At 72.7% G+C, this 21,705-nt stretch carries 21 protein-coding genes and 1 tRNA gene; 9 read left to right on the top strand and 13 right to left on the bottom strand.

Annotated features, from left to right (window positions below; translation table 11 throughout):
* Positions 1–199: 199 nt before the first annotated feature.
* Positions 200–1,387 (bottom strand): FAD-dependent monooxygenase, encoded by a 1,188-nt coding sequence (locus tag RF647_RS08685; protein WP_368811367.1) that lies wholly within the window; start codon positions 1,385–1,387, stop codon positions 200–202.
* A 463-nt stretch (positions 1,388–1,850) separates the two neighbouring features.
* On the opposite strand from RF647_RS08685, the gene RF647_RS08680 reads away from it, so the two are divergent.
* The 5 genes from RF647_RS08680 (at position 1,851) to RF647_RS08660 (ending at position 4,517) form a co-directional block, all read left to right on the top strand.
* Complete coding sequence (locus RF647_RS08680) at positions 1,851–2,294, top strand: hypothetical protein (RefSeq protein WP_368811366.1); 444 nt, start codon at positions 1,851–1,853, stop codon at positions 2,292–2,294.
* Positions 2,291–2,602, top strand: a complete 312-nt coding sequence (locus RF647_RS08675) for a winged helix-turn-helix domain-containing protein (RefSeq protein WP_368811365.1) — start codon at positions 2,291–2,293, stop codon at positions 2,600–2,602. The genes RF647_RS08680 and RF647_RS08675 overlap by 4 nt, the downstream gene beginning before the upstream one ends.
* 217 nt (positions 2,603–2,819) lie before the next feature.
* Positions 2,820–3,248, top strand: coding sequence for a DUF1801 domain-containing protein (locus tag RF647_RS08670; RefSeq protein WP_368811364.1), 429 nt, complete (start codon positions 2,820–2,822; stop codon positions 3,246–3,248).
* A gap of 87 nt (positions 3,249–3,335) precedes the next feature.
* Positions 3,336–3,608 (top strand): putative quinol monooxygenase, encoded by a 273-nt coding sequence (locus RF647_RS08665; RefSeq protein WP_368811363.1) that lies wholly within the window; start codon positions 3,336–3,338, stop codon positions 3,606–3,608.
* Positions 3,609–4,040: 432 nt separating this feature from the next.
* Positions 4,041–4,517 carry a VOC family protein gene (locus tag RF647_RS08660; RefSeq protein WP_368811362.1) on the top strand — a complete coding sequence of 159 codons (477 nt, stop codon included), beginning with the start codon at positions 4,041–4,043 and terminating at the stop codon, positions 4,515–4,517.
* Positions 4,518–4,974: 457 nt separating this feature from the next.
* Here the strand turns inward: RF647_RS08660 and RF647_RS08655 are convergent, their stop codons facing one another.
* A complete protein-coding gene (locus RF647_RS08655; RefSeq protein WP_368811361.1) occupies positions 4,975–5,124 on the bottom strand; it encodes a hypothetical protein in 150 nt (49 codons plus the stop codon).
* Positions 5,125–5,155: 31 nt separating this feature from the next.
* On the opposite strand from RF647_RS08655, the gene RF647_RS08650 reads away from it, so the two are divergent.
* The gene (locus RF647_RS08650; RefSeq protein ID WP_368811360.1) at positions 5,156–5,533 is read left to right on the top strand and encodes a hypothetical protein; all 378 of its coding nucleotides are present in this window, start codon (positions 5,156–5,158) and stop codon (positions 5,531–5,533) included.
* Positions 5,534–5,570: 37 nt separating this feature from the next.
* Here RF647_RS08650 and RF647_RS08645 read toward each other — a convergent pair.
* A tRNA-Leu gene (locus RF647_RS08645) sits at positions 5,571–5,656 on the bottom strand.
* Positions 5,657–6,101: 445 nt separating this feature from the next.
* Complete coding sequence (gene glgA, locus RF647_RS08640; RefSeq protein WP_368811359.1) at positions 6,102–7,295, bottom strand: glycogen synthase; 1,194 nt, start codon at positions 7,293–7,295, stop codon at positions 6,102–6,104.
* Between the two features lie 211 nt (positions 7,296–7,506).
* Between glgA and glgC the strand changes: the two genes are divergently transcribed.
* Entirely contained in the window at positions 7,507–8,751 is a 1,245-nt protein-coding gene (gene glgC / locus RF647_RS08635) for a glucose-1-phosphate adenylyltransferase (protein WP_284562283.1), read from the top strand.
* Between the two features lie 59 nt (positions 8,752–8,810).
* Here glgC and RF647_RS08630 read toward each other — a convergent pair whose 3' ends face one another.
* From RF647_RS08630 to RF647_RS08620, 3 genes are read right to left on the bottom strand one after another with little or no spacing between them, the layout of a single operon-like run.
* A complete protein-coding gene (locus RF647_RS08630; protein ID WP_368811358.1) occupies positions 8,811–9,665 on the bottom strand; it encodes a transglutaminase domain-containing protein in 855 nt (284 codons plus the stop codon).
* Positions 9,662–10,588, bottom strand: coding sequence for an alpha-E domain-containing protein (locus tag RF647_RS08625; protein ID WP_017834313.1), 927 nt, complete (start codon positions 10,586–10,588; stop codon positions 9,662–9,664). Before RF647_RS08625 ends, RF647_RS08630 begins: the two co-directional genes overlap by 4 nt.
* Positions 10,582–12,204, bottom strand: a complete 1,623-nt coding sequence (locus RF647_RS08620; protein ID WP_368811357.1) for a circularly permuted type 2 ATP-grasp protein — start codon at positions 12,202–12,204, stop codon at positions 10,582–10,584. The genes RF647_RS08625 and RF647_RS08620 overlap by 7 nt, the downstream gene beginning before the upstream one ends.
* 223 nt (positions 12,205–12,427) lie before the next feature.
* Between RF647_RS08620 and RF647_RS08615 the strand changes: the two genes are divergently transcribed.
* Together RF647_RS08615 and RF647_RS08610 are read left to right on the top strand one after the other, a co-directional pair.
* Positions 12,428–13,318, top strand: coding sequence for a glycosyltransferase family 2 protein (locus tag RF647_RS08615; RefSeq protein WP_368811356.1), 891 nt, complete (start codon positions 12,428–12,430; stop codon positions 13,316–13,318).
* Positions 13,315–14,247, top strand: coding sequence for a glycosyltransferase family 2 protein (locus RF647_RS08610; protein ID WP_368811355.1), 933 nt, complete (start codon positions 13,315–13,317; stop codon positions 14,245–14,247). Before RF647_RS08615 ends, RF647_RS08610 begins: the two co-directional genes overlap by 4 nt.
* Positions 14,248–14,319: 72 nt before the next feature.
* Here the strand turns inward: RF647_RS08610 and RF647_RS08605 are convergent, their stop codons facing one another.
* From RF647_RS08605 to RF647_RS08580, 6 genes are all read right to left on the bottom strand, one after another.
* Entirely contained in the window at positions 14,320–15,330 is a 1,011-nt protein-coding gene (locus RF647_RS08605; RefSeq protein ID WP_368811354.1) for an NAD-dependent epimerase/dehydratase family protein, read from the bottom strand.
* Positions 15,331–15,404: 74 nt separating this feature from the next.
* On the bottom strand, positions 15,405–16,400 hold the full coding sequence (locus RF647_RS08600; RefSeq protein WP_368811353.1) for a glycosyltransferase family 9 protein: 996 nt from the start codon (positions 16,398–16,400) through the stop codon (positions 15,405–15,407).
* Positions 16,390–17,802 (bottom strand): PfkB family carbohydrate kinase, encoded by a 1,413-nt coding sequence (locus RF647_RS08595; protein ID WP_368811352.1) that lies wholly within the window; start codon positions 17,800–17,802, stop codon positions 16,390–16,392. Before RF647_RS08595 ends, RF647_RS08600 begins: the two co-directional genes overlap by 11 nt.
* Positions 17,799–19,658, bottom strand: a complete 1,860-nt coding sequence (locus tag RF647_RS08590) for a glycosyltransferase (protein ID WP_368811351.1) — start codon at positions 19,656–19,658, stop codon at positions 17,799–17,801. Before RF647_RS08590 ends, RF647_RS08595 begins: the two co-directional genes overlap by 4 nt.
* Positions 19,655–20,614: a glycosyltransferase gene (locus RF647_RS08585; RefSeq protein ID WP_368811350.1), complete on the bottom strand. Its 960-nt coding sequence runs from the start codon at positions 20,612–20,614 to the stop codon at positions 19,655–19,657. Before RF647_RS08585 ends, RF647_RS08590 begins: the two co-directional genes overlap by 4 nt.
* Entirely contained in the window at positions 20,602–21,705 is a 1,104-nt protein-coding gene (locus RF647_RS08580) for a glycosyltransferase family 9 protein (RefSeq protein WP_368811349.1), read from the bottom strand. Before RF647_RS08580 ends, RF647_RS08585 begins: the two co-directional genes overlap by 13 nt.

The following is a 21,705-nucleotide window of genomic DNA, read 5'->3' as shown; positions in this document are numbered from 1 at the left end:
ACTTCCATTGACCGGCAACCGCACCAAAAACCTCATCCTCGCCAACACAGCGAGCACCACCGCCACGGACACCTCCACTGACGACAGCGCCGACGAAGCCTGACCCACCGACAGTGTCTCCGTCGCTCTGTCCCGGGCCCCGGCAACGCTCGGGCGGGGGGCAGCCAGTGTCGACGGACGGTGCATGGTGCACGGGGGTCTACTTGGCGACCCTGCCCACGATCCGGCGGGACACCAGCCGGTCGATGCCGGGCAGGTGTGTCGAGCGTATGATCCAGCGGCGCAGGAGCAGTTGGGCGCGGTTGGCGGGAAGGAACGAGGCCGCCGCGCGTCGGCCCGAGGCCTGCGCCACCTCCACCACCGGGCGCCAGCGCCGCTCGAACTCCGCCAAAGCCGGGCCGACCCCCGCCGCAGAGTCCACCGGCCCGAGGAGATCACCCAGCAGGGCGGCCCCGGCGATCGCGAGGGACCCGCCCTGCCCAGCCAGGAGGGAGACCGCCCCGCCGGCGTCCCCGACCAGAACAGCGCTCCCCTTGTGCCAGCAAGGCAGGATGGCTTGGGCGACGACGTCGTCGTAGGGGTGCTGCGGGCACAACTCGAGCAACCTGTCCACGGCCTCACCCAGACCGGTGAACTCTCGGCGCAGCCGCTTCTGGGTACCTTCAGCCCGCTCCGGCCCCTCGGCCGTGTTGGCGTCGCGATAGACGAGGAAAGCCGCCACCTCGTCGGAGCGCAGACTGTACAGCCCGGCCATCCGGTCAACCGTGTCGGTGAGCACAAAGCGGTCCCGGAAGCGGGCGTTGAGGGCGGGATCGGTCGCGATGAAAGCTGCGGCGCGCATACCCAAGGGGCGCAGGTAGTTCTCCTCGGACCCGAACACGTGGTGCCGCACCTGGGAATGGACCCCGTCGGCGCCGATGACGAGGTCCGCCCTGAACACCGCCTCGGGTGAGCCATCGACAGTGACGCCGGCACCGTCGTCGTCGGTCCACGCACCACAGACCCGCGCACCGTAGCGCAGCTGCACACGGCCAGGAGCGACATCATCGAGGGCGTCCAGGGCCGCGCGCTCCATGTCCGGACGCAGCAGACTCAGCACCTTCGCACCGGCCAACCGGGCGAACTGGTCATAGTCGATACGCGCCCTCGGACGCATCTGACCGTCGACGTACTCAACCGCTTCGATGTCGTGAGCGACCGCCGCCAAGCGCGGGTAGAGCCCAACCCTCTCCGCGGCTTCGACCCCGGGGCCGAAGAAGTCCATCATGTACCCGTCCAGACGGGGAGCGGAAGATCTTTCCAAGACCTCGACGTCCCAGCCGGCCAACCCGAGCTGGCGGGCAACGACAAGTCCTGCGATACCCGCCCCGACAACTATCGCGCGCACGACACACCTCGATCATCACCTGACCCACGACAGCCGCAGGCGACGACCGCCCCCGCCGACAACTACTGCACCCATTCTTGGACTCTCCCCCTGGTTCGTCCAGACGGCAGGACACCACCAGGACCAGGCCCCGGGCTTTGGACAGCCACGGCACCCGCCACTTTCGCCCGGCACGATCACAAAAACTGACCGGTGAGTGGATAACCTCTACATCCCGACGCGGGTACGGCACCACCCGCACAACCGCCATCCCTCACCCAAAGCTTGTCCATCACCGCACACCAGCACCCAAACCATGGTCGAGCCACCTGTCGAAATGTTTCACAACCAGACCGTCTCACAACCGATGGCTCGAGCGACGCGACGATTCGACTAGCCGCACCCAATTCAAAGCAAGTACTTGCCATATCGACAAGTACTTGCTTTGATGGTGGCATCGCCGAATCGTCCCCAGGAGGACCCCTTGAGCCATCACCTCACCCCCCAGCAGGCCCGCGAGCAGCTGGCGACCATCCAGGAGCGCACTCTGGACACCTCCCGTGACCGCACGGTGCACGCCGGGGCAACGGCGGTGTTCGGGGTGGCCACGGCTCTCTACATGGCTGCGCAGAACATTTTGGCCGACTGGGTCAGCCACTCCGTGGGCACCGCGGTGCTGGCTGCCGCCTGGCTGGTGACGGTGTGGTGGATCGAGCGGGTGGCGCGCACCGTGCCGCGCCGGGCCAAGGCATGGTCGCGGGGCGGGATCGTGGCCTCTTTCGTGCTGACGCTGACCGTGGTGCTGCCGTGGCTGAACCTCTCCGCCCAGACCTCCCCGAACACCTGGCCCATGGTCGCCGCCGGGGCGACCGTCGCCGCCGTTCCCGCCCTGCTCGCCGCGGCCGTGATCGGCTGGGGGTCCAAGTGAGCGCCACCGAGGGTCAGCACGCCCGGCACCGCCTGGACGAGCTCATCCACGCCCCGGTGCGCCTGAGCATCGTCGCGGCCCTGGCCCAGGTCGACGAGGCCGAGTTCGCCCACGTCCGCGACACCGTGGAGGTCTCCGACTCGGTGCTCTCCAAACAGGCCACCCAGCTCGAGGCCGCCGGCTACGTGAAGATCCGCAAGGGCCACGTCGGCAAACGCCCCCGCACCTGGCTGTCCCTCACCCCCGCCGGGCGCACCGCCTACACCGGCCACCTCGACGCCCTGCGCGCCATCGCCGAGGGCCTGTGAAGGTTCCGCCGGCTTCGAAAGGCAATGACGCGGCACCCGACCCACAACAGGAGGCTGCTGCCAGCGGTACCGGACCCTTGCTGTGCGCCCTGACCGGTATCGATCACAGGTGGCGTCACAGTGGCCGAAGTGAGAGCCCGAACTACACTGGGGCGCGTCGATGCAGGCACGGAACTTCTCAGCCGTTGCCACGGACTGTTGCAGGGGGCGTCATCCGATGACTGATCGCAACAAGGAAGACGCAGGACCACGGTTGCCTTCTGGAGGCAACCCACAGATCCCCAAGGGCACGGGTGATGGCCCGGTGCAGGACTACATCGCAGCCATGCCAGGGTGGAAACGAAATATCGGGCAACGCCTCGATGACCTGATCGTGCACACCGTTCCTGACGCGCACAAGGCCGTGAAGTGGAACCAGCCGTTCTACGGGTCAAAGGACGAGGGCTGGTTCCTGTCGTTCCGGTGCTACACGAACTACGTGCAGGTGCAGTTCTTCAAGGGAGCCTCGTTGGAGCCGGTGTCCCCCAGGGCCTCCATGCACGAGGAGGTGCGCTACCTCGACATCCGCGAAACCGATGAGCTGGATGCAGGTCAACTGCGGACCTGGATCGAGCAGGCCAGCGAACTGCCCGGCGAGAAGATGTAACCCACCCGCTGGGCGGGCCTGAGACTGCGTCCGTTCTCTGTCGAGCACACCAACAACGGTTCATTCGAAAGAAAAGGTGAACGGGCAATGATCGCCACCATCGCCAAGGTCGCCGAGTTCGATCAGTTCATGGCGACCTTCTCGACCATTGGCGTCGAGAAAAGGAAGGAGCACGGGTGCAAGGGCTCCTACGTGTTCCGCGATCCCGATGACCCCAACCGGGTGTGGGTCTTCTTCGACTGGGACATCGAGGACTACCAGGGGTTCCTCTCCGATCCCGAGATCCCGGCCATCGCGCGGCAGCTCGCCCTCTCCGAGCCACCGGTGAAGATCGACCCCCTCGCGCAGTACGACGCCTGACGCATCCGACTCGGCAATCCAAGGGCTGCGACGGAAGTCCCATGAAGCTGCCGCCCAGTCATGAACCGGATCGCCGGGTGGTGGAGTGCCTGAAGGGCGGGGAAGCACAGATGCCCACGGCACCCAGCCCCGAAGGCGTCAAGGCACTGAACCGGCGGAGCGAGCAGGCGCCGATCAGCTGCGGTGGAACACTGCAGGAACGAAGCAGGCCATGGGGCTGCGGCGCCATCAGGAGACAACCGCTGCGCGAACAGTCTTTTGACCAATCCGTCGCACAACACATGTGTGACCGGTGGTTTCTCGTCGTGGTCGCAGCTGCTCAGTTTTCGTACGGCGTCGACATTCGGCCCCCTCGAGGTTCTTCTGCACGAGGCGTCGTCATGTCTTCCCTGCGCCTTCCCCAGGCCGGGCGCGGAAGCAGACAATCCCACCATGACTACTCTCACGCCCTGCCTGTGGTTCGACACCGAAGCCCAGGACGCGGCGAACTTCTATCTCACGGTGTTCCCCAACTCCCGTATCACCGACATCACCTACTACGGCGAAGCCGGGCCGCGGCCGGCGGAGATGGTGCTGACCGTGGAGTTCGAGCTCGACGGTCATCCGTTCACCGCGCTCAATGGCGGGCCCGAGTTCAGCTTCAGCGAAGCGGTGTCGTTCCAGATCGACTGCGCCGATCAGGCGGAGGTGGACCGGTACTGGGAGGCTCTCACCGCCGACGGCGGGCGGGAGAGCATGTGCGGGTGGCTCAAGGACAAGTACGGGCTGTCCTGGCAGGTGGTGCCCCGCAGGCTCGTCGAGCTGCTGACCGATCCAGATCCGGGCCGGGCGCAGCGGGTGATGGCCGCGATGATGCCGATGCGCAAGCTCGTCATCGCCGACCTTGAGGCCGCCGCCGACGTTCCCTGAAACACGGAAGGCTCGACTGGAACCGCCGAGCCCCTATGGGTGCGACCGTCCCCGCTCCCGTTCGTGGCCGTCGAACCGGCTCCGGATCCTGGCCACGGTTGGATGTGGAACCGTCTCACCTCCCCAGAGGAAAGACTCGATGGTCAGGACGGTGGTCCGACTGCGGTGCAGTGGGTGAGTTCGCACGCCCAGCGCCCGTTGCGGCAGGCCAGGACGGCTCAGGGTAGAGCGCGAGTCGGGGCGCCGGCCCTCGTCGGCCCCTGCGCCGTAGTAGGTGCCCATGGTCCACAAGTTGCCGCCGCCGTCGCGGATCGTGAACTGGTGGGAGCCGTGGTCGGTGTCCGTCAGCGGCTCGAGGACCTCCACCCAGTCGTTCACCCAGGCCCAGGCCCAGGACCTTGTCCACGGTGGCGGACTCGGCAGCGACGACAGAGACTCCCTGCGGACCCAGGGCGCCTCAGAGGCCGAGGGTGCCGCGGGAGCCGAACATGACGCCGTCGCCGTCGGGCCAGTGGGCCTCGCGGAGCCGGTCGACGACCTGCGCCGCGGCCGGTCCCAGCACCGCGGCCTGCTCCACCGGGCGCTCGTGCAGCTCTCCGGCCGGCACCCGCAGCATCATCCGGTAGCCACAGGCTGCGGTGACGAAGGCGGCCAGCGCCTGCTACAACACCGTCCGACCCCACCGGGCCCTGGGCCGGGCCACTCCCGCGACCGCCTACCGGGCCCTCCTCAAGACCGCCCCGACCGGGGCACCCACCGGGTGGAGGATCCGCACCGACCGCGTCGGCAGGACCGGCCGCGTCACTGTGCGCCTGCATTCGAGACTGCACCACATCGGCATCGGGCGGATCTGCGCCCGGACCTTCGTGAAGATGTTCCTCCGCGGCCTCCACGTGCCGATCATCGACCCCGCCACCGGAGTCATCCTCCGGGACGTCATCCTCGACCCCACCCGGGACTACCAGCCCCGGTCCCTCGACCGACCCCCGGACACACAGAAACACCCCGGACCGTAGGTCCGGGGTGTTTCCGATGTCGTGAGACACTGCATTGTGCGCGAGGGGGGACTTGAACCCCCACCCTCTAATACGAGGACTAGCACCTCAAGCTAGCGCGTCTGCCTATTCCGCCACCCGCGCGAGTGGATCCAGGGCGAACGTGGTGCCGTTTCCGGCCGTTCCTCCTGAACGCAACAGAAAATAAGGTACCACATGCGCGGCCGCCGTTCACATTGGCGCCGCTGTCCGGAGGAGCGGCGGGACCGCGCCGAAAGTTTTGATGAAAACCCCTGAGTAAGTGAACTTCCGGCTTCCACCGCGCCCCGCCATGCGGTTGAATGGTGGCTGAGCATCTCCAGGATTCTCGAGCTGACCTGGGGCGATGCTCGTTCGAGGGTTGCGTTCGCGCCACCGGGGAGCCCCCGACCCCGCCGGTGCCAGGGACCCTCGACACGGCCGGGGACCCCCCTCACCTGTGCCGGCGGCGGCCGCCGCCGCCCCGTTCTCCCACGGGACCACGGTGGCCGCCGCCTCTCACCGTCCGGCGCCGGCACCGCTCGCCGAGGGCGTGCGGTGCCGCGGCGCCTCAGAGGACGGAGCGGTAGACCTCCAGGGTCCGCTCGGCGATGGACTCCCACGCGAAGTGCTCCTCGGCGCGGCGTCGGCCGGCGGCACCCATCTCCCGGGCGCGCACCGGGTCGGAGACCACCTCGGTCAGCGCGGCGGCGAAGTCGGCCACGAACTTCTCGGGATCGACCGGCGTGCCGGTGCCGTCCTGGGCCTGCTCGATGGTGACCAGCCGGCCCGTCTCCCCGTCGACGACGACCTCCGGAATGCCGCCCGTGGCGGAGGCGACCACGGCGGTGCCGCAGGCCATGGCCTCGAGGTTGACGATCCCGAGCGGCTCGTACACGGACGGGCAGGCGAAGGCCGTGGCGCCGGAGAGGATCTGGACGATCTCGCGGCGCGGCAGCATCTTCTCGATGAGCACCACCCCGGACCGGGTGGCCCTCAGCTCGTCGATGAGCGCGTTGACCTCGGCCCCGAGCTCCGGGGTGTCGGCGGCGCCGGCGCACAGCACGAGCTGCACGTCCTCGGGCAGCAGGGCCGCGGCGCGCAGCAGGAACGGCACGCCCTTCTGCCGGGTGACACGGCCCACGAATGCCACCGAGGGCTTGGCCGGGTCGATGCCGTAGGACTCGAGCACGTCGGTGCCCTCGTCACGCACCCACTGGCTCACGTCGATGCCGTTGTGCACCGTCCGGACCCGGTCTGGGTCGACGTCCGGGTAGGACCGGAGGATGTCCTGGCGCATCCCGTCGGAGACGGCGATGATCGCGGCCGCGGCCTCGTAGGCGGTCCTCTCCACGAACGAGGAGACGGCGTAGCCGCCCCCGAGCTGCTCGGCCTTCCAGGGCCGCAGGGGCTCCAGCGAGTGCGCGGAGAGCACGTGCGGGATGCCGTACATCAGCGACGCGAGGTGCCCGCCCATGTTGGCGTACCAGGTGTGGGAGTGCACCAGGTCCGCGCCGGCGATGTCGCCGATCATCGCGAGGTCCACGCCGAGGGTCTGGATCGCGGCGTTGGCCCCGTCCAGGTCCGCGGGCACGGGGTACGCCTGGACCTCGACGCCGTTCACCCGGGGCTCGCGCGGAGCACCGAAGCACCGCACCCTCAGGTCGACCAGCGGGGACAGGACCCGCGAGAGCTCGGACACGTGGACTCCGGCGCCGCCGTAGATCTCGGGCGGGAATTCCTTGGACAAGATATCGACTCGCACGGTTCCGAGCGTACTGCAGGATCCGGTCCATGCCACGGGAAGGACGCGGCGAGTGGCCGACATCCCCAGTTCTGGTGACACATCGGGTTACCTGTGCCGGGGGTCACGCCCCTTCGCGTCGGTTAAGACACAATGAAGGCCACTGTCGAGTGGTTCCGCACCGCGAGGCGGAGTGGATGCGCCCGTTGCCGAAGATGTCAGAGAGGTTCCCATGCCCCACCGCAAGAAGGTACTCGCGATCGTCCTGGCCGGAGGCGAGGGCAAACGCCTGATGCCGCTGACGGAGGACCGTGCCAAGCCCGCCGTGCCCTTCGCGGGCGGCTACCGGCTCATCGACTTCGCCCTGTCCAACATCGTGAACTCCGGCTATCTCCAGGTCGTGGTGCTCACCCAGTACAAGTCGCACTCCCTGGACCAGCACGTCACCCAGACCTGGCGCCTGTCCGCCCAGCTGGGCAACTACGTGGTCACCGTGCCGGCCCAGCAGCGGCGCGGCAAGGAGTGGTTCCTGGGCTCCGCCAACGCCATCTTCCAGTCGATGAACCTCATCGACGACGAGAAGCCGGACATCGTCGTGGTGGTCGGCGCGGACCACGTGTACCGGATGGACTTCTCCGACATGGTGGACTTCCACGTGCGGTCCGGGGCCCGGGCCACCGTGGCGGGCGTGCGCCAGCCGATGGAGATGGTGACGTCCTTCGGCGTGATCGAGACGGACCCGCAGGACGTCACGAAGATCACCCGCTTCGTGGAGAAGCCCGAGAGCACGGCTCCCCTGCCGGACGACCCCGACGCCTTCTTCGCCTCGATGGGCAACTACGTCTTCGACACCGACGCGCTCGTCGAGGCGCTGCGGGCCGACGAGGCGAAGGAGGACACGAGCCACGACATGGGCGGGGACATCATGCCGTGGTTCGCGGACCGTGGCGAGGCGGCCGTCTACGACTTCACGAACAACGACGTCCCGGGCTCCACGGACCGGGACCGGCAGTATTGGCGCGACGTCGGCACCCTGGACTCGTACTACGACTCCCACATGGACCTGATCCGCCCGCTGCCGGTGTTCAACCTGTACAACTACGCCTGGCCGCTTTACACCAACGAGATGCAGGCCCCGCCGGCGAAGCTCGTGCGCGGCCCGCGGGGCGAGGGCGGCATCGCCACCGACTCGATCCTCTCGCGCGGGGTCCTGGTCACCGGCGGGCGCGTGACCGAGTCGGTGCTCTCCCCCAAGGTGCTGGTCAACAACGACGCCACCGTCAACCAGTCGATCCTGCTGCCCAACGTCCAGATCGGCGAGGGGGCCGTGGTGGAGCGGTGCATCCTCGACAAGAACGTGGTCGTGCCCCCGGGCGTGAAGGTCGGCGTGGACGCGGAGCAGGACCGGGCCCGCGGCCTGACCGTGACGCCCTCCGGGCTGACGGTCGCCCCGAAGAACTTCCGGTTCGAGAGCTAGGGATCCCACCCGTCACGGCGGGGCCGCCCACCTCAGGGAGGTGGGCGGCCCCGCCGTCGTCACGCGGTCTGGGTGACCTCGACCTGGACCTGCAGCCCCGAGGTGCCGCCGCCGCCGGTGACCATGCCCTTGAGCGGGGTGACGTCGGTGTAGTCGCGGCCGCGGGCCACGGTGACGTGGAAGTCGGTGAGCCGCGTGTGGTTGGTGGGGTCGTAGGCGTACCAGCGGTCGTTCCACCACTCCACCCACGCGTGGGACTCCCCCGGCACGGTCGCGCCGATGCCCGCCTCATAGTCCGGGTGCAGGTACCCGGAGACGTAGCGGGCGGGGATCCCGATGTGCCGCATCATGCCGATGGCCACGTGCGCGAGGTCCTGGCACACGCCCTTGGCCTCCCGCCAGGCGGCCTCGGCGTCCGTGTGGACCCCGGTGACCCCCGGCACGTACTGCATGTGCGAGGCGATGCCCCGGAAGATCGCCGCGGCCGCCGCGGCCGGGTCGGCCGCCTCCTTGCGGATCTCCTCGGCGACCTTCTCCAGCTCGGGCCCGAGCCTGGTGAGCGGGGTCTGGGCCACGTGGTCGGAGACCGCGTCGAGGACCTCGGGGGTCGCCAGCTCCTCCCAGCTCAGCCCGTCGGCGACCTCGTCGCCGGGCCGCCGGTGCACCTCCACCGTGGCCGAGGAGCGGACCTCCAGGTGCCGGTGCCGGCCCTGGATGTCGAAGGCCGCGACCCGGGTTCCCCAGTAGTCCCGGTAGTTGCTGACGGTGGCGGTCCCGGGGCTCAGCGTCAGCTCCGCCTCGAGCACGATCTGCTCGTCGTCCGAGAGGGGGGTCATCCGGGCCTCGTTGTAGGACTTCGAGACGTTGTCGTTGTAGTCGTAGCGGGTGACGTGGTCGATCTTGAGCCGGGTCACAGCATGCCTCCGAACCAGGACGCCTCGACGGCGTGCGAGAAGTACTTGGTGCTCACGGCCTCCGACGCCCTCGCGCACGCGGCCTGGACGTTGTTCAGGTGCTCGGGCAGCACCGCGATGAGGTCCTCCGCGTGGTGGAACTCCAGCGCCGTGCGCGCCTCGCCGATGATCCGCCGGGCGTCGTCCTTGAACCCGACCCGCTGCAGACCGGGCTCCAGGCCCACGAGGATCTCCTCCGCCGTGGTGAGCGCGTGCAGGATCGAGCGGGGGAAGAGCCGGTCCAGGAGCAGGAACTCGGTCGCGGACTCGTCGCTGAACGTGCCGTAGCGGGTGCGCAGGAAGGCCTCGTACCCGCCGGCGCAGTGCAGGATCGACACCCACGACATGCCGGAGGTGGACGTGGACCGGGTCCACAGCAGCCGGGACGTCATGTCCGCCCGCTCGATCGCCGCGCCCAGGGACAGGAACATCCAGGACTCGTCGTGGGACATGGTCATCTGGGTCTGCCCGCGCACGGTGGCCATCCGCTCGATGGTCCAGTGGCAGACGCGGAAGGTGCCGACGACGTCGCGGCGGTGCTGGCCCAGGCCGTAGTACGTGGAGTTGAGCGACTCCCACATGGCCGAGGACACCGTCTCCCGGGCGCGGCGGGCGTTCTCGCGGGCGGCGTGCAGGGAGCCCGAGATGGAGGTCAGGCAGTCCTTGTTCCACGCGAGTTCGTGGATCATCGACCGGACGCTGTAGTCGCCGTCCCCGGGCTCCACGCCCATCACCGCCATGATCCGGCGCACCTCGGCCTCCTGCTCGCCCACGGGCAGCTGGGTGATCCGCTCCAGGTGGACGTCGAGGATCCGGGCCACCCCGTCGGCCCGCTCGACGTAGCGGCCGATCCAGAACAGGGACTCGGCAATGCGGCTCAGCATGTGGGCCCCTCTCCGGTGCGGGTCGTCGCGGTGGTGGTCACGGCCTGTTGTTGTTGCTGCTGCTGCTGGCCGCTGTCGCCCTCGTCCTGCCAGGACGCGGAGACCGGCCACGTGTGCACGGAGGAGTCGACGTCCGGGGGCGGGGCCTGGCCGGGGTCGAGGTCCTGGGTCTGCGGCTGGCCGAGCACCCAGGTGTCCTTCGAGCCGCCGCCCTGGGAGGAGTTGACGATCAGCGAGCCCTTCTGCATGGCCACCCGGGTCAGCCCGCCGGGCAGCACGTAGACCTCGTCGCCGCTGTTGACCGCGAAGGGCCGCAGGTCCACGTGCCGGGGGCTGAACTCCCCGTCCGCGAACGTCGGCACGGTGGACAGCTGCAGCACCGGCTGGGCGATCCACCCGCGCGGGTCCGCCAGCACCTTCGCCCGCAGCTCCTCGAGCTCCGCCGCAGTGGCATGGGGGCCGATGACCAGGCCCTTGCCGCCGGACCCGTCCACGGGCTTGACGACCAGCTCGTCCAGGTGTTCGAGCACCCAGGCGCGGGCCTCGTCCTCCTCCAGCCGGTAAGTGTCCACGTTGGGCAGCACCGGCTCCTCGTCGAGGTAGTACCGGATGAGGTCGGGGACGTAGGAGTAGGTGAGCTTGTCGTCGGCCACGCCGTTGCCGATCGCGTTGGCGATGGTCACGTTCCCGGCGCGGGCCGCGTTGACGAGCCCGGAGCAGCCGAGCGCGGAGTCGGAGCGGAAGTGCAGGGGGTCGACGAACTCGTCGTCGATCCGCTTGTAGATCACGTCCACGCGCTGCTCGCCGTCGGTGGTCCGCATGTAGACCTTGTCGCCGCGGACCACGAGGTCGCGGCCCTCCACGAGCTCCACCCCCATGAGCCCGGCCAGCAGGGTGTGCTCGAAGTAGGCGGAATTGAACACGCCCGGGGTGAGGACCACCACCACGGGGTCCTCGGCAGCCTCCGGGGCAGTGGCGCGCAGCGCCTTGTAGAGGTGCCGGGGATAGGCCTCCACGGCGCGGATCGGCTGCGACATGAAGGCCTCCGGGAGGCCCTTGGTCATGGCCCGCCGGTTCTCGATGACGTAGGAGACCCCGGAGGGCACGCGCACGTTGTCCTCCAGGACCCGGAACACGCCCTGCTGGTCCCGGACCACGTCGATGCCCGCCACGTGGATCCGGACGCCGCCCGCGGGCCTGAAGCCCCACACGCTCCGGTGGAAGTGGGCGGAGGAGGTGATCAGCGCCTTCGGCACGATCCCGTCGGCCACGACCCGCTGCTCCCCGTAGACGTCGTCGAGGAAGCACTCCAGGGCCCGGACCCGCTGCTTCACGCCGCGCTCAATGACGTCCCACTCCTCGGCGGTGATCACCCGGGGCACGATGTCGAGCGGGAAGGGCCGCTCCTCACCCGCGAAGTCGAAGGTCACGCCCCGGTCGAGGAAGGAGCGGGCCATGGAGTCGGCACGGGTGTTGACGTCGCTGAGCGAGAGGTCGTCGAGGACACCGCCGATGCGGTCGTAGCCGGGGCGGACCTGCCGGTCCGGCGTGTACATCTCGTCGTAGGCCGCCGCCACAGCCATGTCGGCGGCGTAGTTCTCGAACAGGTCGGACATGTCGGGCGATCACAGGCCTTTCGGGGTCGGGGCGGGCAGTACGTGCAGTATGGACGGGCCGTATTTCGCAGCGGTAACCCGGTGGCCGAGGCTCCTCCCGATTGTGTCACGCGCCGTGCACCGGAGGGCGGGAGGACGTGCCCCTACGATGGGAGGGCGTGTCCGCCCGGAGGCGGGCCCGCAACCGCGTCCGCCGCCACGGCGGACCCGACGGAAGGACACGATGGACGCCCCGGACCCCCAGCGCCGCGTCACGGTGGTCGTGGCCACCCGCAACCGCCGGGAGGAGCTCGTGGCGCTCCTGGACCGGCACGAGGGGCCCGTCGTCGTCGTGGACAACGCCTCCACGGACGGCTCCGCCGAGGCGGTGCGCGCCGCCCACCCCCACGTGCAGGTGCTGGAGCTGCCCCGCAACGTCGGGGCCGTGGCCCGGACCGTCGGCGTCCGGCTCGCCCGCACCCCCTACGTGGCCTTCGCCGACGACGACTCGTGGTGGGCCCCCGGGGCGCTCGCCCGCGCCGCGGCCGTCTTCGACGCCCATCCCCGGCTCGGGCTGATCGCCGGGTCCATCGCCGTGGGCCCCGAGGAGCGCCCGGACCCGCTCAACGCCGTGCTCGCCTCGTCCCCGCTGGGCATCCCCACAGGGGCCCCCGGCCCGGCGCTGCTCGGCTTCGTCGCGTGCGGGGCGATCGTGCGCCGCTCGGCGTTCCTCGCGGCCGGCGGCTTCGACGACGTCGTCCGCTTCCCCGGCGAGGAGGAGCGTCTCGCCCTCGATCTGTTCGACGCCGGCTGGCGGCTGTCCTACGTGCCGGAGATCCGCGCCCACCACCACCCCTCGCCGCACCGGGGCTCGGACGAGCGCCGGCAGGTCGCGCTCGTCCGCAGCCACCTGCTCACCGTGCTCCTGCGCCGGCCCTGGCGGGTCGTGGCGCACGAGCTGCGGGAGGCGCTGCGCGGCGGCCGCGCGGGGCGCCGCGGTCTGCTCCGCGCCCTCCCCCGCACCCCGGCCGCGCTGCGCGCCCGGCACCGGGTGTCCCCGACCACGGAGGCCGCGCTCGCGCTGCTGCACGGCCCCGCCCCCGCCGACCCCGCCGCACCGGAGGAGAGCCCATGACCGAGACCACCCCCGCACCCCCGCCCGCGACCGGCCCCGACGCGCGCGTGGCGGTCGTGATGATCACCCACAACCGCCGGGAGGAGGCCCTGCTGGCCCTGGCCCGGCTGCGGGAGCTCCCGGAACGGCCGCACGTGGTGGTCGTCGACAACGGCTCGGGGGACGGCACCGCGGACGCGATCCGCGAGCGGCACCTTTGGGCGGAGCTCGTCGCGAGCCCCGTCAACCTCGGGGCCGTGGGCCGCAACGTCGCGCTGGAGCGCGTGGACGCACCGTTCGTGGCCTTCTGTGACGACGACACCTGGTGGGAGCCCGGGTCCCTGCGCCGGGCGGCCGACGCGCTGGAGGCCCACCCGCGGCTGGGCGTGGTCACGGGCAGGATCCTCGTGGAGCCCGGGTCCCGGGAGGACGCGATCAACGCGGAGCTGCTGCACTCGCCGGTCGAAGGACCCACGTGGATGCCCGGCCCCGCCCTCGGCAGCTTCCTGGCGGGGGCCTCCGTGGTCCGCCGGACCGCGTTCCGCGAGGTGGGCGGGTTCAGCGAGCGGCTGTGGCTCGGCGGCGAGGAGGAGCTGCTGGCGGCGGACCTCGCGACCGCGGGGTGGGAGCTCGTGCACCTGCCCGACGTGGTGGTCCACCACCAGGCCTCCACGGTCCGGGACCCGCACCTGCGGCGCCGGCACGGACTGCGCAACACCCTGTGGTTCATCTGGCTGCGCCGCCCGCTGCGCGCGGCCCTGCGCCGGACCCGGGACGTGGTCGGCGCCGCCCCGCGGGACCGGATCACGGCGCTGGCCCTGCTCGACGCCCTGCGCGGTACGCCGTGGGTGCTGCGCGAGCGGCGGCCCCTGCCCGAGCGCGTCGAGCGGCGGTTCCGGGCGCTGGAGGAGTCGCAGCGCGGCAGCGCCGCGCGCCGCTACGTCAGCTGAGCGCCCGGCGGACCGGACGACGGAGCGGCCGGTGGAGCGCCCCGCCGGGCCGCCGCCCCCCGGTCCGCGCGCTCAGCCCGCCCGCACGGCGGTCTCCGGGAGGCCGGCGCCCTCCCGGAACCACTCGACGGTGCGCTCCAGCCCCACCGGCCACGGGACCTCCGGGGCCCAGCCGAGGACCTCGGTCGCGAGCGTGGTGTCGGGGCGGCGCACCATGGGGTCGTCGACGGGACGCTCGACGAACTCGACCCCCGAGGACGTGCCGGTCGCGGCGATGACGTCGTGGGCGATCTGCAGCACCGACAGCTCGTGCGGATTGCCGATGTTCATGGGCCCGCTGTGCCCGCTGTCGGCCAGGGCCAGGATGCCGCGGACGAGGTCCGAGACGTAGCAGACGGAGCGCGTCTGGGTGCCGTCCCCGGCCACGGTGAGGGGCTCACCGGCCAGGGCCTGGCGGATGAACGTGGGGATCGCGCGGCCGTCGAAGGGCCGCATCCGGGGCCCGAAGGTGTTGAAGATCCGCACGATCGCCGTGTCCACCCCGTGCTCGGCGCGGTAGGCGACCGTCAGGGCCTCGGCGAAGCGCTTGGCCTCGTCGTAGACCCCCCGCGGGCCCACCGGGTTGACGTGGCCCCAGTAGCTCTCGGCCTGCGGGTGGACCTGCGGGTCGCCGTACACCTCGGAGGTGGAGGCCAGCACGAACCGGGCGCCCTTGTCCTTGGCCAGGCCCAGGGCGTGGTGGGTGCCGATCGAGCCGACCTTGAGCGTGTGGATGGGCAGCTTCAGGTAGTCGATCGGGGACGCCGGGGACGCGAAGTGCAGGACGAGGTCCACGTCCCCGGGCACGTGCACGTAGTCGGTGACGTCGCACTGGACGAGCCGGAAGCCGGGGTCACCCACGAGGTGGCCGATGTTGGCCGCGGAGCCGGTGAGGAAGTTGTCGAGGCACACCACCTCGACCTCCCGGCGGCGCAGCTCGGTGCACAGGTGGCTGCCCAGGAAGCCGGTCCCCCCGGTCACCACGGCCCGGCGGATCGGACGGGTCGCGCTCGCGGCGGTGGTCGCGTTCGTTGTGGGATTCACGGTGCTCCTGACGGATTTGGACGGATGGGAACGGCTCGGCGAATGGGCCGCGTGGTGGGCGCCGGCGGCGGGCCTCAGGGCCGGGCCGGGACCCCGGCGCCCTGGGCGAGCTGGGCGCGGGCGGCGGCGAGGACCTCGTCGGCCGTCACCGCGGCGAGGCGGTCGTCCAGGGCGTCCGCGTGCGGATCGCCCCACGTCGCGGCCGCGGTGTCCCCGTGCCACAGCACGGTGTGCAGCCCGGGGTCCACCGCGGGGCCCCACCGGGCCGGCGGCGTCGGGCCGAAGAGGACCACGGAGCGCACGGCCAGGGCGGTGGCCACGTGGGCGACGCCCGTGTCGCCGCTGAGCACCGCGGCGGCGCCCCCCACCGTGTCGGCCAGCTCCGGCAGGGAGAGCCGGCCGCACCGGTTCTCCGTCGCGGGCAGCCCCCCGGTGACGGTCGCGGCCAGCTCCGCCTCCGCGGCGGAGCCGGTGACGACGATCCGGTGGCCGTCCGCGGCCAGGGCCTCCGCCACGGTCCGCCAGCGGGCCGCGGGCCAGCGGCGGGCGCCGGAGGCGGCACCCGGGTGGATCACCACGGGGGCACCGTCGGGCGCCGGAGCGTGCTCGCGCAGCAGCAGGTCCTCGGGGCCGCAGGGTCCCCCCGCCGCGCGCACCAGCCGGCACCACCGGTGCACCTCGTGCTCGTCGGCCCGCCACGCGGGGCCGGCGTGTCCGGCGGCGGCGAAGGCGACGAGCCGCTCCGGGCCGGTGGCGAGCAGCAGCTCGTGGCTGAGGGGACCGCGCCCGTGCAGGTTGACCGCCATGTGCCCGCCGGACAGCGGCGGGAGCGGGTCGAGCCCGGACGTGGGCAGGACCGCGTCCACCACGCCCAGCTCGGCCAGCCACGTGCCGATGCCCTCGGGCGCGGCCAGCAGCAGCCGGTGCCGGGGCAGCATCCGCCGGAGCCCGCGCAGGGGCGCCACGCCGGTCAGGCCGTCGCCCAGGCCGAGGGCGCGCAGCACCAGCACGTCGCCCGGCCCGACCTCGCCCGGGTCCACGGTGCGGGGGCCGCGGGGCTCAGCGCTCACGGCCGGCCCGTTGGAGGATCGCCGTGGTGGAGCGCCCGGAGAGGTAGGGCAGGACGGTGACCTCCCCGCCCCAGCCGCGCACGTCCACGGCCTCGGGAAGCTGCTCGGGGGTGTAGTCGCCGCCCTTCACCCACACATCGGGGCGCAGGACGGACAGGGCTGCGCGGGGGTCGTCCTCGTCGAAGACGACGACCGCGTCGACGCTGCGTAGGGCGGCCAGCACGCGGGCACGGTCCTCCTGGCCGACCACCGGCCGGCCCGGGCCCTTGAGCCGGCGCACGGAGTCGTCGGAGTTCAGCAGCACCACCAGCGCGTCGCCGAGCCGGCGCGCGGCGTCGAGGGAGGCGATGTGGCCGGCGTGCAGGACGTCGAAGCAACCGCCCGTGGCCACGACCGTGCCGCCCGCGGCGCGCACGTCCACCAGCAGGTCCTGGACCTCCCTGGGCAGCCGCTCGGCACCGGGGAGCAGGCGCGCGCGGCCCTGGGCGCCCTGGGCGCGGCGGGTGCGGAAGGTGGCGGCGCCGCCGGCGGCGACCCACTGCCCGGCCGCCTCGACGGCGGACTCCACGGCCGTGGTCACGTCCGTGCCCGCGCCGAGGGCCAGGGCCGCGGTCGAGGCGAAGCGGTCCCCCGCCCCGCACGGGTCGGTGTTGCGCACGGGAGCGGCCGGCACGAGCTCGGTGCCCGTGGCGGTCGCGAGGTGGGCGCCCTCGGCCCCGGCCGTCACCGCCACGGCACCGGCCGACCACCGCTCGCGCAGGGTGCCCGCGAGCTGGCGGGCGCCGGTCGACGCGGGGGCGCCCAGGGCGGCGGCGGCCTCGGCTGCGTTGGGGGTGACCAGGGCGCAGCCGGGGACCGGCTCCCCGCCGCGCGGGTGGGGGTCCCAGACGACCGTGCCCGTCCGGGCGTGCTCCGCGAGGGCGGCGCGCACGGCGGGGTCGCGGGTGACGCCTCCCCCGTAGTCGGACACGAGCACGGCGTCCGCGCCCGCGAGGACCGCGGAGACGTGCGAGGCTGCGACGCCCACCGGGGTGCCGGGCCCGCCCTCGTCCACGCGCACCAGCGTCTGGCCGGCGCTGCGGATGCGGGTCTTGGTGCGGGTCCCGCCCTCGTGGCCGAGGCGCTCGAGGGCCACCTCCCCGAGGGCGGCGGCGAGCTCGTGGCCGGCGGCGTCGGCGGCCACGGGTGCCAGCAGGGTCACCGTGACCTCCACCGGGACGGGGCCCACGGCGGGCGGCAGGGCGCACAGCAGCGCCGCCAGGCCGGCGCCGCCGGGGCTCGCGAAGACGTCACCGACGTCGACCACGGGCACCGGGGCGTCCGGGCTCAGGCGCGTGGACGTGCCGTCGACGTCCCGGTCCAGGAGGGCGTCGCCGACCACGACGATGCGGACGGGGCTCATGCGACCCCCGCCCGGACGGCCGCCCCGTCGGCCCGGGCGCCGGAGGCCCCGCGCACGGCCGGGCCGGCGTCAGGACGCGGGACGAGGCGCGCGTCGACCGCGGCGCACACGGCGTGGAGCAGCATGAGGTGGACCTCCTGGATCACCGAGGTGCTGGACGCGTCGACGGTCAGGGACTCGTCCGCCCGCTCGGTCAGCGGATTGGGGCCGGGGCCGGTAAGCGCCCAGACGTGCAGGCCGTGCTCCCGCGCCCGGTCGGCCGCCGCCAGGACGTTGGGGCTGCGGCCGCTGGTGGACAGCACCACGAGCACGTCGCCCGCCCGCCCGTGTGCCTGGACCTGGCGGGCGAACACCTCCTCCGCGCCGTAGTCGTTGACGATGGCGGTCAGGCTCGAGGTCTCCGCGGACAAGCACACGGCGGACAGCGGCCGCCGGTCGTCGACGAAGCGGCCGACGAGCTCGGCGGTGAAGTGCTGGGCCTCGGCGGCGCTGCCGCCGTTGCCCACGGCGAGCACGCGTCCGCCGTGCGTGAGCATCCCGGCCAGGCGGGCGCCCCACCGGTCCACCACGTCGGCGTGCTGGGCGGCCTCGCCCGCGGCGACCGACAGCTCGTCCAGGTGGGCCCCGAGCCAGTTCTCGGTCTGCCGGAGCAGCGGCGGGTGCTCCCGGCGGTGCCGGGCGACGACGCGGGCGTAGGACCGCTCGGTCTCCTGGGCCACGTGCCGCCAGTCGAAGAGCCGCTCCACGCGCTCCCGCCCGGCGCGGCCCATGCGGGCCGCCAGCTCGGGGTCCGCCAGCAAGGTGCGCAGGGCGGCCGCGGTCCCGGCGACGTCCCGCGGTGGCACGTGCAGGCCGGTCACGCCGTCCTCGATGCTGTCGAGCAGCCCGCCCACGGCGCTGCCCACCACGGGGCGGGCGCACGCCATCGCCTCGAGCGGGACCATGCCGAACGGCTCGTACCAGGGGGTGCAGGCCACGACGTCCGCGGTGGCGAGCAGCGCGGCGGCGTCGTCGTGGTCCACGCGGCCGAGCAGCTCCACGCGCTCGGCCACGCCGAGCTCCCGGGCCAGCGCCCGCAGACGCAGGGCCTCGGGGTCCCGGTCCAGCTCGGCGCGGGCGGGGCCGCCGGCCACGACGAGCTCCGCGTCCGGCAGCTCGGCGAGGGCGCGCACGACGACGTCCACGCCCTTGCGCTCCACGAGCCGGCCGAGCGCCACGATCCGTGGCCTCCGGTCGCCGGCGGGCGGCGGCGCGGGGAGGAAGGCGTCGAGGTCCACGCCGCACGGGACCACGTCGATCCGCGAGGGGTCCCCGCCGAGGGCCAGGAGCTCGGCCCGTTCGTCCCGGCAGGTGGCCAGGACGAGGTCCGCCGCGGCGACGATCTCGTTCTCGGCCGCGAGCCGGCCGGTGGGGCTGGTGTCGGCCGCGCCCTGGTGCCGGCGCTTGACGGCCCCGAGCGCGTGGAAGGTCTGCACCACTGGGATCTGCATGGTCTCCGCGGCGCGGCGGGCGGCGGTCCCGGACATCCAGAAGTGGGCGTGCACGAGGTCGGGGACCCCGCGGCGGGCCCAGTCGCGGGCGAGCCAGCGGCCGAACTCGTCCATGTACGGGGCGAGGTCGTCCTTGGGCAGGAAGCTCGGGGGACCCGCCGGGACGTGGACCACGTGCGCCCCGGGGGCCAGCTCGACCACGTCGGGCAGCCGGGCGTCGTCGCGGCGGGTGTACACGACGACGTCGTGGCCCAGCCTGGCGAGACCCGCCGCGAGGGCGGCCACGTAGACGTTCTGCCCCCCGGCGTCGACCCCGCCGAGCGCGGCCAGCGGGCTGGCGTGCTCGGAGACCATTGCGATTCTCATGCTGTCACCTTCTCCAAGATGCGGTCCCACTCCGCGAGGAAGCGGTCCGCGCCGTAGTGTTCCAGGGCGTGCTCGCGGGCGGCGGCGCCCGCGGCGGCCGCCGCGCCGGGCTCGTCCAGCCAGTGCCGGGCGCGGGCGGCGAGGGCCTCCGGGTCGTTGGAGAGCAGCCCCGCCCCGGGCGGCACCGCCCGGGGCGCCTCGGTGGTCGAGAGCCCGAGCACCGGCATCCCGATGGTCATCGCCTCCAGCAGCGCCAGGCCCAGGCTCGTCCACCGGTAGGGGTGGTAGTAGGCCCGATGCTCGCCGAGCGCCGCGTGCAGCTTCTCCTGAGGATAGTTCTCGTGCAGCCGCCCGGCCATGTGGGGCGCGTACTCGGCGAGCTGGTCCATCCCCATGCCGTACACGTCCACGGGCAGCTCGCGGGCCAGCGCGGTCAGCAGGTCGGTGCCCGCGATCCGCCCGCGCCGGACGGGCTCGTTGACCACGGCGGCCAGGCTGGCCGTGCGCCCCGTGTAGAGCGGTCCGGGGTCCAGGACGCCGTGCTCCACGACCTCGGTGGGCGCGTCCCCGTTGTCCCACATCATCCGGTTGAAGTGCGTCACGTGGACCACGGGGATGTCCGAGCGCCCGGCCAGGGGGTGACGGGTGGCCACGGCGGGCCCGCGCGGGGTGTCGTGCTCCACGTAGACCGCCGGGACGTCGGTCCCCGCCCGGCGCCCGGTCCACCGCTCGAGCAGCTCCAGCTCGTGGGGCCGCTGCAGCAGGACGACGTCGAACGCGGTGTCGGCCAGTTCCTCGGGCGTGCGTTCGACGGCGGCGGCCGGCCAATCCCAGGTCTCGGCACGGCCACGGCCGTCGGGGCCGCGGTCGGCGACGACGGGCAGCAGGTAGGTGTGGGGACCGTGCACGAACGATGTCGTCCACGATCCGTGGACGTGCCAGGTCAGGATGCGCACCCGCGTCCTCCTTCCGGTTCGGGAACAGTGGCAAGGGCCCCGGGAGCGCCGTCCACGAGCTCCTCGACGGCCGCGAGTACTGCCGCCGGGGACACGGAGGACAGGCACGGGTGGCCGGGCACGGGGCAGTCGCGGGCGCGGGAGCCGCGGCAGTCCGCGCCCTGGTCCCCGAGCAGCGCGACGGGCACGCCCCAGGGCGCCCATCGCTCGGGCGGCACGACCGGGGAGAAGAGGGAGACCACCGGGGTGCCCACGGCCGCGGCCAGGTGCGCGGGCCCGGTGTTGCCGACGACGACGCACGCGGCGGCGTCCAGCACGGCGGCCAGGCCGGGCAGGTCGGTCCGGCCGGCGAGGTCCAGCACCGTGCCGCCCGGCGTGGCGGCCCGGGCCGCGGTCCCGGCGGCCGCGGTGAGCTCCCGCTCCCCCGGCCCGCCGGTCAGCACGACCGGGCGCCCGGCCGCGGCGAGTCCCGTCGCGAGGGCCCCGGCGTGCTCGGCGGTGAGCCCGCGGGACGGGACCGAGGCGCCGGGGTGCAGCACCACGAACCCGTCCAGCAGCGCCGACACCTCGGCCGGGAGCTCCGGGAGCGGGCGGCGCACGGCCAGGCGCAGGTCGGCGGCGGTGGGCTCGGGGGCGCCCGCCGCGACGGCGAGCTCCATCGCCGCCTCGACCTCGTGGCCCCCGCCGGGCGGGTCCGGGCGGCGGTGCCGGACGTCCAGCAGCGACCCGGGGTAGTCCTCGCTCGTGCCGACCACGCGGTCGATCCCGGCGAGCCGGGCCAGCAGCGCCATGGGCAGGGGGCTCTGGTGGAAGGACGTGAACACCACGGCGAGGTCGTAGCCGCGGGCGGCGAGGGCGTCCACCAGGTCCTCGGTCGTCTCCCGGTCCACGGGCGGGGGCCGGAAGCCCGACCACGGCGCCGCGTACTCGAGGACCTCGTCCACGTCCGGCAGCAGGCGGGCGGCCGCGGCACCGGACGGGGAGGCCAGCAGGTCCACCGAGTTCCCCAGCCGGGCCAGGGCCCGCACCGCGGGCCCGGTCAGCAGGACGTCCCCGTCCGAGTCGAGGCGGACGGCGAGGGTGCGGCCCAC

It is taken from the genome of Kocuria sp. CPCC 205263 (assembly GCF_040981075.1).
Taxonomy (GTDB): Bacteria; Actinomycetota; Actinomycetes; order Actinomycetales; family Micrococcaceae; genus Kocuria; species Kocuria rosea.
The sequence above is the reverse complement of the archived record's forward strand: the minus strand, read 5'-3'. Positions and strand labels throughout refer to the sequence as shown.

Bases quoted from the DNA above. Each gene is read 5' to 3' on its own strand.
- RF647_RS08670 (WP_368811364.1), top strand. From the start codon at position 2,820: ATGACTGATCGCAACAAGGAAGACGCAGGACCACGGTTGCCTTCTGGA.
- RF647_RS08665 (WP_368811363.1), top strand. From the start codon at position 3,336: ATGATCGCCACCATCGCCAAGGTCGCCGAGTTCGATCAGTTCATGGCG.
- RF647_RS08660 (WP_368811362.1), top strand. From the start codon at position 4,041: ATGACTACTCTCACGCCCTGCCTGTGGTTCGACACCGAAGCCCAGGAC.
- glgC (WP_284562283.1), top strand. From the start codon at position 7,507: ATGCCCCACCGCAAGAAGGTACTCGCGATCGTCCTGGCCGGAGGCGAG.
- RF647_RS08625 (WP_017834313.1), bottom strand. From the start codon at position 10,588: ATGCTGAGCCGCATTGCCGAGTCCCTGTTCTGGATCGGCCGCTACGTC.
- RF647_RS08620 (WP_368811357.1), bottom strand. From the start codon at position 12,204: ATGTCCGACCTGTTCGAGAACTACGCCGCCGACATGGCTGTGGCGGCG.
- RF647_RS08615 (WP_368811356.1), top strand. From the start codon at position 12,428: ATGGACGCCCCGGACCCCCAGCGCCGCGTCACGGTGGTCGTGGCCACC.
- RF647_RS08610 (WP_368811355.1), top strand. From the start codon at position 13,315: ATGACCGAGACCACCCCCGCACCCCCGCCCGCGACCGGCCCCGACGCG.
- RF647_RS08595 (WP_368811352.1), bottom strand. From the start codon at position 17,802: ATGAGCCCCGTCCGCATCGTCGTGGTCGGCGACGCCCTCCTGGACCGG.
- RF647_RS08590 (WP_368811351.1), bottom strand. From the start codon at position 19,658: ATGAGAATCGCAATGGTCTCCGAGCACGCCAGCCCGCTGGCCGCGCTC.